Genomic DNA, 12,981 nt, shown 5'->3' with positions numbered 1-12,981 from the left:
AGAACTGTGCCTATTATTTTCATGAGAAATGCTGTGCTCTTGAGTGCAGCATTTTTTTGTGTCGGGATTTTGAGTATTTTATAAACTCTAGTGGTCAGCCTTGGCATGTTGTGTCACGTGTGGCATTTTGTTTTTCTCTAACTTCACACCGTTACTCGTGCTAGTTAAGGCTAAGCGTTACAAACGAACGATTCGAAAAGGACTAGGAATGACTCAAAAAGAAACAGGAATGATTCGTCATATTTTACTGATTAAGTTTAAAGAAAACGCAGAGGCTTCAGAGGTTCAAAAACTAAAGATGCTGTTTGAAGCGATGCCAAACAAGGTTGACGGGGTAACTTCAGTAGAGTGGGGGTTAAATGATAGCCCAGAGAATAAGAACCAAGGTTATACCCATTCAGTTTTAATGACGTTTACGGATGAAAAGGGGCGTCAGAACTATCTTCCACACCCAGAACATGATGCGCTGAAAGATGTATTTCGTCCGTTGTTAGACGACATCATCGTGTTTGATTACTCCCTATAATTAGTCCTCTCTGTATGCTCTCTAAAGCCTAAAGCCTAAAGCCTAAAGCGATAAAAGCGTATATACCTGAAGTTTATTTACACAAGGTATATACGCTGAGTCATCTCGAATAACGAAGCGTTAGGGCTTGTGTGGCCGAGCCCTAAACGAGAAGGCCCTAATCAAGAAAGTACCAACTACTCTGTAGGAGAGATAGTCAGCGGGGCGAACGAAGCTACTGCATTTCCGCCGGCACCAGGGTGATCAACATAAGAGGTGTTTTGCATTAAGGTGTAGTACACGTCCACAAAGTCATCATCATTCACTAATACACCATCAGGAATCACATCGATAATCTTGCCTGTGATCTGAGGGATGATCGCATAACCCTGAACTTCTGGATCAGGAATCATCTTCAGTATCTCTTCTGCGGCTTGAACCAAGAGCTTTGCTAGCGCTTTATAGTCTGTTCCATCATCGTGCTCCATTAAGATCATATCTGCAGCGCCCCAGCGGTAGCGAGGCCAGAAAATGACCGTTTGATTTGGGTAGTACGTCTGTTTGTCGTAGTCCAGATAAGGCATTTCTACTAGATCTATTTGTGGCTCTAAGCGGCTTGAATCGACCCCTGTCACAATGGCGTAGATTTCAGCTTTGCCAGAGATCCATGGTTCTTGGTCTACAGCCAAACGAATCTTTTTTAACTGAGTGGTATTCAACGGCTCAGGTTCTGACATAGCCATGGAGCGCGTAGCCTTACCAATAAATGTTTGTGTCTTAGTGCTACGGCTTTCACTGTTGCTGCTTGTGTTTTTGGAGCCTGAATTAATTTGTGTTGTTGTACCCAGCTTCTGCATTTCAGCCTGCATTGCCATTAAGCCTGCTTTGAGCTCTTCGGCACCGTTGCTATCAACGACAAACACTGGGACGTCTGGCATTTGGTACACATCTAGTTCATGAACCTGTCCGTACACGTCATACGCTTCAATGTATTGCCAATTCGAATCATCACCTGATGGTTCAAACGCAAATAATGGGCTTTCGCCGTTCTTCCAGGCTTCAATCATCGCTTCATCGGCCATGCGAATTTCTAACACAGAGTCGCTGAAGTTGTTGATCCCTTTCATCTTGCGATAACCAAGGTCCGCTTTCTGCATCCTGCTTGAAAATGCAGAGTAGGGCTGAGTAGAGCTCAATTTATCGACAGGCGTGGACAAGTTCTTTTCTGAAATTTGAGCCTTTAGGGAAAGCTCAAGATCGGAATAACGCTCGCTGATTTGTAACGCCAAAGATTGCTTTTGTGCTGAGGCGTTCTCCGAAAGAGAGCGTGAGTTTACTGTGTCGATATTGTTTGCATAGGACTGGAAGCCAACCACTGTCGTTGCAAGCACCATACTGATAGAAATAAATGGTCTCATAAATAATCCTTATTTTAATTTTTATCATTAATAGAGCATTTACCCTATAAGGATTAACCTATCAGTAACGTGAATGTGTTCAAAAGTTAGTCAGTTATTTTTGTTTCGTTGTGCAGCACAGGATCTCAATTTAAACTGTTTTTATAAAACAATACCTAAGCAACCTAGATATTTATAAATTAATAAACGTATCAGTAAATAATTTACAATATTATTAACTACTATGGTATTTCATGAAAAAACCTACTCAAAGTGAGTAGGTTTTTATTTCGTGGTTAACCGCTAGCTCTCTATTTTCAACTTGTTTGAGAGACTCGCTCTAACTCAATCTAAACGTAACGTTAGGCCAGAATAGTTCGAGTATCCGCGCAGTAACACATGGTAGGTGATACCCGGCTGAGCGCTCACACTACATTGCTCGTTGTTTCCAGCACGATAAGGTCGACAATCGTAGCTTGAGGTTGTCGGCTTACTGCCTGATTTCACATAAAGGTCGGCATCACCTGAACCACCAGACATTGAAACCGTTGCGCTTGATGCAGAATCAACGGTGAACGTGTAGAAGCTCTCTGAAGATTGATTCCCGCTTAGGTTCGCAATCGGTGTGCCTTTCGTTAATACATTGCCAGTTGGTGGCGTTGAACCACAGCTCCCGTTCACGCCTACCGTGTTAAAGGCATCTTCAACATCGGCAACCACATAGCCCATGTCTGCTGCGGCTTTCGCAACACCACAAGCACCAGCGTCAAAGGTACTGTTTGCCGTCCAATACAATTGGTTTGCGACTGTGAAGATCTCGAAACCCTTACGCACATCCCAGCCAGACTTATTCGCTAAAAGGTAAAAGGCACGGTTGTAAACACCGCTAGATAAGTGAACGTTCAAACCATCGTAGTATTGAGAGGCATGATCAATCGATCGACCATCTTTTGAAGGTTGATCAAAGTAACGCAAGCCACCTTCTGATTTGAAGATATCGCTACCGACCACCCAATCCACGTTCCCACGCAGATAGTATTCAGCCGCTTCGCCCGCAATATCGGAGAACGCTTCGTTAATGCCACCTGACATGTTTTGGTACACCAAACCGGAGTTTTGCTCGGTGAACCCGTGGCTAACCTCGTGAGCACTTACGTTGATATCGACCAGTGGATAAAAGGTGTTTTTGCCATCCCCAAATGTCATGGATGAGCCATTCCAAAAGGCATTTTCATAATCTGTGTCGTAATGAACTCGCATCGTCAGTTGGAAAGTTAACGGCGACGTATTCATCCACTCTTTGTACATATCAAACACGACATTACCGAAGTAGTGCGCATCGTTAAGAGGCGAGTAAGCCCCGTTGATGTATTTATGATCGGTGTAGTTGGTTCCGTCGGCACAGTTGTAGCTGTAGGCTGAACTGCCAGACGTTCCGTTCCTCAAATCGACTGTCTTAACTGATTCATTTTCTAACTTACAAGTTGTGCCTGTTTTGTCGATGGGAAAGCTAGGGAAGACACTGCCATATTCATATCGAGTGGTTTTGAGGTTGCCACCTGGGCCAGTACCTAATGCTTTAGCGTGGTTTAGCCCATTCCATTTTTGGAGCACATCGCCAGTCGTGGCATCAATAAAGTAGAAAGGGCGCTCTGGCATAGAAGACGCGATAAAGAAATCGACCAGATACACCACTTGAGCGACTTGGTTCTCATCCAGTCTCACCATCAGTTTCGCGTTTTTATTTTCAATCGACTTTTTGCCGACGGTAAACGTGCGGTGAGCGGACAGTGCGGCTTCTATCGCTTGCTCTTGATTCAGCTTTGGTGCGATGCTGGATAGGTCTCCACTGATCCCTTGTGCCATGGAACCGAACACTTGAGTGGGTTGGTTCTTGGAAAGGGTGGCGACAACTGAGGTATCAAAGACGGGTAAACCTCGGTGAGTTTGTTGATAGCGGACTTTCGTTTTCCCATTGGGCAATACCACCCGTTTTACTTCAGAAAAACCTAATTCTAGTGGGGCAACACTCTTCGACTGAGCGGCGAGACTTTGTTGTAGTAATGCATCATTATCGACTCTGACCATTTCTGCAGCGTGTGCAGTAAAGCCAAAAGATGTACCTAGAATAGCTGCTATTTTCCAGCTTAGTTGACGTTGTTGGTTCATTTTTCGTTCCTGATTTTAATATAAACTCCTTCTTCCCAACGGCTTTATAGGAAGTCTATATGCAACACGCTAATGCCATGCATTGCGAATCAAGATTGGAAGAGCATTTGGATTTCTGACAAGTTTATCGAGGAGATTGAATTTTATGGTATGTAATTCAAAGTTTACAAAAATTCTTATTGATCAAATTGTTTTTTATAAAATATAAGTTTGTTATTTATCGTAAATATATGAGATTAGTGGCCTTATTTGAACTCAGTATTTTCTATTTCACGCCTCAAATATCCTTATGCAACAAGCTAGTTATCCAAATTTAAATAAATAACAAAATTGACAACAAAGGTTGTTTTAGGTTTTTTTGTTATGTTTTCTATCAATATGAAGGTTTTTAATACGTATTGCTAGATATGTTATTTAGTTTTTTGTAAATAACCTATTATTGGGCAGGATAATGTTGGATTTTAGTGGTTGATCATAATTAAATTTATATAACCTCTTGTTATTTATAAGGAGGGTCGTGTAAGGTTTGCATGATAATTAACTGAATTAATTCTTATTCTAAAAGAAAATTTTATGGTTGGTGACTATCTTGAGGGGAAAATTTGTCAACCTAAAATATTCACTTACCGTATTGAGTTTTTAATTTACGATTGATTATCATTTTGCAAAGTTTGGCATTCATATAGTTATGTTTAATGAAAATTAAAAGGGTTACAATGAGAAAGGTAATTTACGTCTGTGTACTGTTCTTCTCGTCAATTATTTATGCTAGTGAGCAGCCCCTTACCGAAGAAAAGTACAATAATATTATTAAGCTCATCGAGATGACCGGCTCAATTGACCTTGGATTACAGATGTCTCAAACGATGACTAGTCAGTTGGTTGTAATCGTATCAAAAAATAACCCTGATATACCCAAAGAGAAATTTGAAATAATTGAAAGAACTGTTAATTCTGTGGTTGAAGAGCAACTAAGAGGTAAAAATGGATTCTTCAAAATGATGACTCCCATTTATCACAAGTATTACACCAATCAAGAAATCGAAGAGCTTATTGCTTTCTATGAGACATCACTGGGGAAAAAGAGCATAAAAATAATGCCTAACATTGTCCAAGAGAGCTTTAGCATAGGCCAAGCTTGGGGCAAGCGAGTAGCGCCTATTGCAATTAAAGAAGTGAAGAAGCAATTTGAAAAAGAAGGTTTTACTTTATTGCTGTAATCAAGGTGTCAATTAAATTGATGCATGCTGTTTGGTATTTTTAGAACAGAGTATGGGGTGTTTGATAACGTTAATTGTTTGCGCCATTTGGGTAAGATGTTCTGTTAATTGAGAAAGGATAATTAGAGATGATGGAATCCAATGTTTTTGAACGAAAGAATACCGGTGAAAAAGAAATAAGCTCAAGGTTATATAACCTTACCATCGGAGCCGTTCTTTGTTGGGGTTTTTGGGTAAATTGGCTAATGGTATCGAGTATACCTGTCGAATCTATCACTGCGTTTAACCCTTGGATATTTTTTATAGGTTACTTCACAAGTTGCTTCTTCGGAATCTATCTGTTTAGCAAGTCATCAAACCCACTGGTTAGTTTTGTTGGTTACAATTTCGTAGTTGTCCCTTTTGGACTTATTATAAATATGGTCGTATCTAACTATTCTCCATCTCTGGTTCTCGATGCTATTAAGGTGACAGGCTTAGTGACAGGCATCATGATGTTGCTAGGTACAATATTCCCTGCTTTTTTCCAGAGAATTTCTGGAGTGCTAGCGATTTCATTAATAGCAGTTATTGTCGTTGAACTCTTCCAGGTATTTGTGCTTGGTATCCATCAAGAGTGGTTGGATTGGGCGGTCGTCATCATATTCTGCGGGTACATAGGTTATGATTGGGGGCGTGCAAATCGAATACCAAAAACCTTAGATAATGCGGTTGATAGTGCAGCAGCACTCTATATGGACATCATCAATCTCTTCTTAAGAATTGTTCGTATTATGGGGCGAAAATAGCTCCCAAGTAATGTGTTATACAGCGTGGTTTATTGTAAGTAACATTCAAACGAGGTATCGGCATTACGTTTTCCCCCTTAACAAGGCGCTGACGGATCCCCTCATAATTTCCCCAGTGAGCTTGTTCAACGTTTTTATCAGAAGTGGCCCCCGATTTTTCGGACATGACTTTAAGTTACAGATCTGTTTTGAAAATTCCCAGAATAACTTGAACGGATTATGATTAGAAACGTAGAAACCACTTTCCTGAATTTAATTGCAACAATAAATGACATACAAACATAGAGGTAGCGCACAAAATCGAAAAAGGGGATATCGCGATTACGTAATCATTGATCTAGCCGATAGTGAGATAGTGATAAGAGGTCGATAATTCGTTGTCGGATCTAAATTAGAACTTTAAATCTAATTTCTAAGTAGTTGTTATCTCAGGAAGAGTTTTTGTGCTATGCGCCCCTATATTAAATACATTATCCCTATTTTAATTCCTTTCATTATCCTCGTAATGCCGCTATCAGCATTTCCATTTGAAGGCCTTACGATTATTCAACAACGCGTTATCGCGATCTTTTTATTAGCGGCATTGTGCTGGGTGTTCGAGCCCATCCCGATCTACGCGACGTCTGTTGTTATTATCGTTCTGCAATTGTTGATGTTGTCGGATAAAGGGCTGATCTTTTTAAGGTTTGAGCATGGGCAGGAACATTTTGGTGAGTTGTTAAAATACAGCGACATCATGGCGACATTCGCCAGCCCAATCATCATGCTATTTTTGGGCGGTTTTTTCTTAGCGATGGCCGCCACTAAGTATCGATTAGACGTAAACTTAGCCCGTGTATTATTGAAGCCATTTGGACAAGACCCGAAGTTTGTGATGCTCGGCTTAATGCTGATCACTGGTATCTTTTCGATGTTTATGTCTAACACAGCAACAACGGCAATGATGCTATCTATTTTAACGCCGGTGCTGGCTGTGTTTGGCCCGAAAGACCCCGGTCGTATAGCGTTTGCGCTTTGTATCCCTGTTGCCGCTAACATCGGTGGCATTGGTACCCCAATCGGTACCCCGCCGAACGCTATCGCACTTAAATATTTAGTTGGTGATAACCTCATTACGTTCGGCGAATGGATGGCATTTGGTGTGCCGTTTGTCGTTATTATGATGGCGTTAGCGTGGTTTTTAATCGGCTTTATGTACAAAGCTGACCAAAAGAAAATCGAGCTAAGCATCAAAGGCAAATTCCTTAAAACGCCCAAAGCCATTGCGGTATACGTCACTTTTGCGCTGACCATCATTCTTTGGTTAATGGGCTCAAGCCATGGCATGAACTCTTATACCGTCGCTCTGATTCCTGTCGCTGTGTTCTCACTTACAGGGATCATCAATAAAGAAGACCTGAAAAAGATTTCTTGGGACGTATTGTGGCTTGTATCAGGTGGTATTGCGCTTGGTTTAGCTCTCGATAAAACTGGCTTAGCAAGGCTCGTGGTACACAGCATTCCGTTTGATGCTTACTCACCATATGTGGTGTTGTTCGGAGCAGCGTTCTTGTGTTTGGTAATGGCAAACTTTATGTCTCATACCGCAACGGCTAACTTGTTAATGCCAATTATGGCTGCATTAGGGTCGTCTATGGCCTCACTCACGCCACTAGGTGGTGAGTTAACGTTAATTCTGGTTGTGACTTTTGCCGCTTCATTAGGTATGTCGCTGCCAATCAGTACGCCACCGAATGCGTTGGCTCATGCCACTGGTCATGTGCAAAGTAATCAAATGGCCAGAATCGGTATTATTTTGGGTGTGGTTGGTGTGCTACTGAGTTTTGTTATGGTGTGGGTGCTACATTCAATTGGTCACATAGGATAACGATACGTGTATCAACAAAAGCTAGAAGCACTTATCGATCGTTATTTTAATCAGACAGAACGTCGGGTGACGTGCCGTGCCGGTAACACCATTATTGAACAATCAGCGTTAAACACTCGTTTATATTATGTGTTTAGTGGAGAACTGGAAGGGTTTTATACCGATGCGAATACACCGCAAGTGCGAGTATTTAGCGCAGGTCGTGGGGCTTTTATAGGTGTTCATAGCTTCTTTTCAGGTAATTGGACAGCATCTTCAACGGTTGTTGCTAAAACCGATGTTGAGTTAGCGTGGATCGATAAAGACACGCCGGCAGAAGATGAACGTAAATTTGGCCCTCTTACCGCACAGTTTACACCTGTGATTGTCAATGAGTTGTCGCGTCGTCAACGCCGTGCAACACAAGAAGCGATAGCGAAACAAAAAGCGCTAGAGAAGTTACATACTGCTGAGCAAATTACGACCTTGGGTCAATTGGCTGCAGGGATTGCCCATGAGCTTAACAACGCTATTGGTGTAGTAAATAGTAAATCTGGTCGACTTGAAACGGTCATCATGGAGCTACTTGAAGAAGTGCATCCAGAAGCCAGTCAATTTTTCGATTTTGGGTTAATGCATGGTCAGAAAACGTCGTCGTCAGAAGCGCGAACACGTGGGCGACAATTTGAAAGAAAATATGGCTTAGACAAAAACATTGCTCGCTCTCTTGCGAAGGCGATTCCAATTGACGCTTCATCTGCAACAGACATTATTTCAAAACATTGGCTGAAAAACCCAGAAGAAGCGATTCGTTTTTGGCAGATGGGCTGTGATTTACATGATTTACGTTTGGCATCTAAACACACCGTTGGCATCGTAAAATCGGTTAAACAACTTGGCAGAGTTGATATTGACACCGAAGAAGCGGTGGATATTAATGACTCCATTAACCATGCCTTATCGTTGTTACAAAGTGAGTTACGTAGAGTGTCTGTGCGATTGAGCCCTGCAGATTTGCCGACTTTTAAAGGCTCGAAAACAGAGCTCGTTCAGATTTGGGTCAACATTGTAAAGAATGCTTGTGATGCAATGTCGAATTCAGACGATGCTGCAATAGAAATTCAAACCAGATTAAGTAAGAAAAGAATATTAGTTACGATTGCGAATAACGGCCCTGAGATAGACGAGGGAACTCGTAGAAAGGTATTTCAGCCCAACTTCACCACTAAAAAAGGTGGTTTATCGTTTGGATTGGGCTTGGGTTTATCAATAGTTAAGCGGATTGTGGCGGGTTATGGCGGAAGTATTATTGTGAAAAGTGATGCTTCTAAAACGGTATTTAGAATCAAGTTACCAATAGAGGGTGAACATGGAGAAGCTTAATTTAATCTGTGTCGATGACCAGAGAGAAGTACTGAGCGCAGTGGTACAAGATTTAGAGCCGCTGGCGAGTTGGCTGAATATTGAAGATTGTGAATCAGCGCAAGAAGTGCTTGATCTCATTGATGAACTTGACGCAGAAGGCGAACACATTACCGTCATCGTGTCTGATCACGTGATGCCAGGGAAAACGGGTGTGGAGTTACTCACTGACGTGTTCCATGACAGCCGCTTTCCGAATACAAAGAAAATTCTTCTTACGGGGCAGGCCACTCATACCGATACCATCAATGCGATTAATGCTGCAGGCATCGACCGTTACTTTGAGAAGCCTTGGCAAGCAAGCACGTTGGTTGAATGCATTCGCACTCTTGTCACTGAGTACATATTTGATCAAGGGCTTGATTACACGGACTATCAGAATGAGCTTGACCAACAGGTTGTGTTAAGACGCTTACGCTAGTTTCTTACGTTAGTCTCTTGCGTTAGCCATTTACGTTAGTTTCTTGCGCTAGTCATTTATGTCAGTCGCTTGAAATTATATGTACCGAAGGAAGCTTTCTGAAGGAGTTTGTCTTTGAAAGACGTAATCATTCGGTGCATATATTGCTCCTCTCATTTTAGTCTTAAATGAGACCTCAACCTGCTTGGTTCTACGACTGATGCTGGTGTAATTTGGACAACTTAATGGAACATTGGTAAGTCTAAATTTCGAGTCGATAAATCCTTGCAGCGCTCTCAGTGGCATAGAAAAAACTCTCTTCGCCATGAACGCAATCGTGATAGCTAAATCACTGAACCGACGTGGCCTCCCGTGCTTATTATGTTTGCTTTGCGCCCACCCGCTTCTTCAGCTGATGGTTCTATGACTTCGGGTTCTTAGATTTAGGTTAATTCTCAACTTCTAGCGAATTATGTATTGCTCTATAATGGTCGCGCATTACATGAGAAGAAGATATTGATGGACAATAATAGAGAAATAATTGCATACCTTCGTGAGAGTATTCCAGCATTTGAATGCGTTAAAGGCTGCCATGATTGCTGTGGGCCTGTAACGACTTCATCTGAAGAAATGTCGCGACTACCAGTCAAATCTGACGCAGAGCATGAAGCTGCCTTAAATGAATATAATTGTGTGCATTTAGGGCCTAATGGTTGCGAAGTGTATGAAGAAAGGCCACTAATATGTCGATTGTTTGGCACAACACCTCGTATGGCATGTCCAAATGGGTGTCGTCCAGTAGAAATGGTCGATTTAAAAATTGAACGTCAGGTGCATTATTTCATCAGGAACACTCGCCAAGTTTTAGTGTAGTTGGCTCAATAGCCAACAGATCGAACTACAATCACATCAGCATCAAAGATAGCTCACTTATTCGTATTTTCAGTTTCGCAATCGCTCTTTTGAAATCTCGAATAATCATGTCTGTTTCGATGGTCACGCTTGCGATATCAAGTTACAGGGAAATATTCTTCCTTTGGTATCGGGTCTGTTATTAAGCTTTCATACACGAAAGGCGCGATGCAAAAACGCAATATTTACCTTCCTAAAGGGGCAATGAACCAAGATGAATGGAAGCGTGTATTAGCATGTCGTGCATAGTTCCACTTCTTTAGTTCGTGTTGTGCGCCAGTTTGTATTTCAGGTTCTGTTGGTGTGCTACTATCCCTTTTTTTGCACCGAGCTAATTTATGACTAACGACCATTTCCAGGGTAAATACGAAGTAGAGCTTAAGTATCGTCTCGATTCTAAATCAGAGTTTTTGAAGACATTGAATCTTATTCCCCATGAAATGATGCTCCAAGATAACTTTGAGTGCGATTGGTATTTCGATAGCCCAGACAGAAGCTTACAAGCTCAAAACAAGAGTTTGTGCATTCGTACTATGGAACCGTCGGGCATCAAACTATGGATTGTAAAAGGCCCAGAGTCTGACCGATGCGAAGCGACAAACATCACCGATGCGTCGAATGCTAAGAGTATGCTTGATAACTTGGGTTACGAAGTGATTCTTGAAGCGCAGAAAACTCGCAGTATTTACTTTGTTGGAGAGTTCCACATCACGGTCGATTCTCTTGCGGGTATTGGTGAGTTTGCCGAATTTGCGATCATGACGGACGATGAATCTAAGTTGTCTGTTTATAAAAGTGAGCTTGAGTTGTTAGCCAGTAAGTTCGGGCTGACTCAATCAGCACTGCAAACTCAATCTTACAAACAGATGTTCGAAGAAATGAACGAATAGCGCAGCGCTTAAGCGTCAGGGAGAGTTATGGACACCATTATCAAACAAGCAATCGAATTGCGAAAAGAAAAATGTATCAAGAGTCTCGTGACTTATTGGCAACGCTACTCACTGATGAAAACTATGCAGCGAAAGCACATTTGCAGATTGCGTGGTCTTACGACAACCAAGGCAAGAGCAACAGGCGATATCGCTGTTACTTGAGCTTTTAGTTTCCACGACGAATAGCGAAGCAATCAAAGAGTGCCAACGAGCGATCTCTTTGTATGCTCAAGACCTAGATAAAACCTGGTAAACGGCCGAGTCTAAAGCTCGTTAACTCACATGACAAAAAACCTAAGCATCAATGTGATACTTAGGCTTAAAGGCATAGCTTATTTAGTTAAAAAGTCGTTACGCTGAAAGCTCTTTACGTACAATCTCTGCGCCGGCACTTAGCGCATTAAGCTTCGCTGAGGCAATTTCACGAGGTAGGGGAGCCATACCGCAGTTAGTGCAAGGGTAGAGCTTGTCTGCATCAACGTACTTAAGTGTTTCTCGTAGAGTGCTCGCTACTTCTTCTGGTGTTTCAATGGAATCGGTAGCCACATCAATCGCACCGACCATTACTTTCTTGCCTCGAACCAGCTCAAGTAGCTCAAGAGGCACATGAGAGTTGTGACACTCTAAAGAGATAATATCGATATTCGATTGCTGCAGCTTAGGAAATACCTCTTCGTATTGGCGCCACTCTGTGCCTAATGTCTTTTTCCAATCCGTATTTGCTTTAATGCCGTAGCCATAACAAATATGTACTGCTGTTTCGCACTTAAGCCCTTCAATAGCTCTTTCTAAACAAGCGATGCCCCAATCATTCACTTCATCAAAAAATACGTTAAACGCAGGTTCATCGAACTGAATAATATCAACGCCTGCAGCTTCTAGCTCTTTCGCTTCTTCGTTGAGGATCTTCGCAAATTCCCACGCGAGCTTTTCACGGCTTTTGTAATGCGCATCGTAAAGCGTATCTATCATAGTCATCGGCCCCGGCAGAGCCCATTTAATTGGTTGGTCCGTTTGCTGACGTAAAAATTTAGCATCCTCGACAAAAACGGACTTCTGACGAGAAACTGGGCCAACTACTGTAGGCACACTCGCATCATAACGGTTGCGGATTTTAACGGTTTCACGCTTTTCAAAATCAACGCCATTCAAGTGTTCGATGAAGGTCGTTACAAAGTGCTGACGTGTTTGTTCGCCGTCGCTCACAATATCAATGCCTGCTTGCTGCTGCTCGTGCAGGGAGACACGCAGCGCATCTTGTTTGCCGTCTGTTAGTTCATCGCCTTGCAGTTTCCATGGCGACCAAAGCGTCTCTGGTTGTGCAAGCCAAGACGGTTTCGGCAAACTGCCCGCTGTTGAAGTCGGTAATAGTGTTTTCATATTTAATACT

The 12,981-nt window shown here is 42.1% G+C and carries 11 protein-coding genes and 3 pseudogenes; 10 read left to right on the top strand and 4 right to left on the bottom strand.

Features of this window, described 5'->3' with window-relative positions; genetic code table 11:
* The first annotated feature begins 208 nt into the window (after nt 1-208).
* The gene (locus ACFI6G_RS05810) at nt 209-526 is read left to right on the top strand and encodes a Dabb family protein (protein ID WP_016767095.1); all 318 of its coding nucleotides are present in this window, start codon (nt 209-211) and stop codon (nt 524-526) included.
* 176 nt (nt 527-702) lie between these two features.
* Here the strand turns inward: ACFI6G_RS05810 and ACFI6G_RS05805 are convergent, their stop codons facing one another.
* Together ACFI6G_RS05805 and ACFI6G_RS05800 are read right to left on the bottom strand one after the other, a co-directional pair.
* On the bottom strand, nt 703-1,923 hold the full coding sequence (locus tag ACFI6G_RS05805; protein ID WP_016791260.1) for a DUF3103 domain-containing protein: 1,221 nt from the start codon (nt 1,921-1,923) through the stop codon (nt 703-705).
* Between the two features lie 324 nt (nt 1,924-2,247).
* Nucleotides 2,248-4,071: a M4 family metallopeptidase gene (locus ACFI6G_RS05800; RefSeq protein WP_462710173.1), complete on the bottom strand. Its 1,824-nt coding sequence runs from the start codon at nt 4,069-4,071 to the stop codon at nt 2,248-2,250.
* Nucleotides 4,072-4,766: 695 nt separating this feature from the next.
* On the opposite strand from ACFI6G_RS05800, the gene ACFI6G_RS05795 reads away from it, so the two are divergent.
* The 5 genes from ACFI6G_RS05795 to ACFI6G_RS05775 all read left to right on the top strand — a co-directional run bounded on the left by ACFI6G_RS05795 (nt 4,767) and on the right by ACFI6G_RS05775 (nt 9,768).
* Nucleotides 4,767-5,291 (top strand): DUF2059 domain-containing protein, encoded by a 525-nt coding sequence (locus ACFI6G_RS05795; protein ID WP_010438433.1) that lies wholly within the window; start codon nt 4,767-4,769, stop codon nt 5,289-5,291.
* 128 nt (nt 5,292-5,419) lie between these two features.
* Nucleotides 5,420-6,079, top strand: a complete 660-nt coding sequence (locus ACFI6G_RS05790) for a Bax inhibitor-1 family protein (RefSeq protein WP_010438436.1) — start codon at nt 5,420-5,422, stop codon at nt 6,077-6,079.
* A gap of 448 nt (nt 6,080-6,527) precedes the next feature.
* The gene (locus tag ACFI6G_RS05785; RefSeq protein ID WP_004733551.1) at nt 6,528-7,946 is read left to right on the top strand and encodes an SLC13 family permease; all 1,419 of its coding nucleotides are present in this window, start codon (nt 6,528-6,530) and stop codon (nt 7,944-7,946) included.
* A 6-nt stretch (nt 7,947-7,952) separates the two neighbouring features.
* The gene (locus tag ACFI6G_RS05780) at nt 7,953-9,308 is read left to right on the top strand and encodes an ATP-binding protein (RefSeq protein ID WP_016791262.1); all 1,356 of its coding nucleotides are present in this window, start codon (nt 7,953-7,955) and stop codon (nt 9,306-9,308) included.
* A complete protein-coding gene (locus ACFI6G_RS05775) occupies nt 9,295-9,768 on the top strand; it encodes a response regulator (RefSeq protein ID WP_010438444.1) in 474 nt (157 codons plus the stop codon). The genes ACFI6G_RS05780 and ACFI6G_RS05775 overlap by 14 nt, the downstream gene beginning before the upstream one ends.
* A 141-nt stretch (nt 9,769-9,909) precedes the next feature.
* On the opposite strand, the pseudogene ACFI6G_RS05770 reads toward ACFI6G_RS05775, so the two are convergent.
* Nucleotides 9,910-10,146 (bottom strand): annotated as a pseudogene (locus ACFI6G_RS05770) (transposase); the annotation flags it as partial.
* 120 nt (nt 10,147-10,266) lie between these two features.
* On the opposite strand from ACFI6G_RS05770, the gene ACFI6G_RS05765 reads away from it, so the two are divergent.
* The 4 genes and pseudogenes from ACFI6G_RS05765 to ACFI6G_RS05750 all read left to right on the top strand — a co-directional run bounded on the left by ACFI6G_RS05765 (nt 10,267) and on the right by ACFI6G_RS05750 (nt 11,844).
* Nucleotides 10,267-10,620 carry a YkgJ family cysteine cluster protein gene (locus ACFI6G_RS05765; protein WP_010438450.1) on the top strand — a complete coding sequence of 118 codons (354 nt, stop codon included), beginning with the start codon at nt 10,267-10,269 and terminating at the stop codon, nt 10,618-10,620.
* A gap of 64 nt (nt 10,621-10,684) precedes the next feature.
* Nucleotides 10,685-10,908 (top strand): annotated as a pseudogene (locus ACFI6G_RS05760) (hypothetical protein); the annotation flags it as partial.
* A gap of 89 nt (nt 10,909-10,997) precedes the next feature.
* Nucleotides 10,998-11,549, top strand: a complete 552-nt coding sequence (gene cyaB / locus ACFI6G_RS05755; RefSeq protein WP_016791263.1) for a class IV adenylate cyclase — start codon at nt 10,998-11,000, stop codon at nt 11,547-11,549.
* 27 nt (nt 11,550-11,576) lie between these two features.
* A pseudogene (locus ACFI6G_RS05750) lies at nt 11,577-11,844 on the top strand (hypothetical protein).
* Between the two features lie 98 nt (nt 11,845-11,942).
* On the opposite strand, the gene ACFI6G_RS05745 reads toward ACFI6G_RS05750, so the two are convergent.
* Nucleotides 11,943-12,971: a methionine synthase gene (locus ACFI6G_RS05745; RefSeq protein ID WP_010438456.1), complete on the bottom strand. Its 1,029-nt coding sequence runs from the start codon at nt 12,969-12,971 to the stop codon at nt 11,943-11,945.
* Between the last annotated feature and the right edge of the window lie 10 nt (nt 12,972-12,981).

The sequence above is a fragment of the Vibrio sp. PSi01 genome (assembly GCF_054960695.1).
Note: the sequence above shows the minus strand (reverse complement) of the source record. Positions and strands in the feature narration are given on the sequence as shown.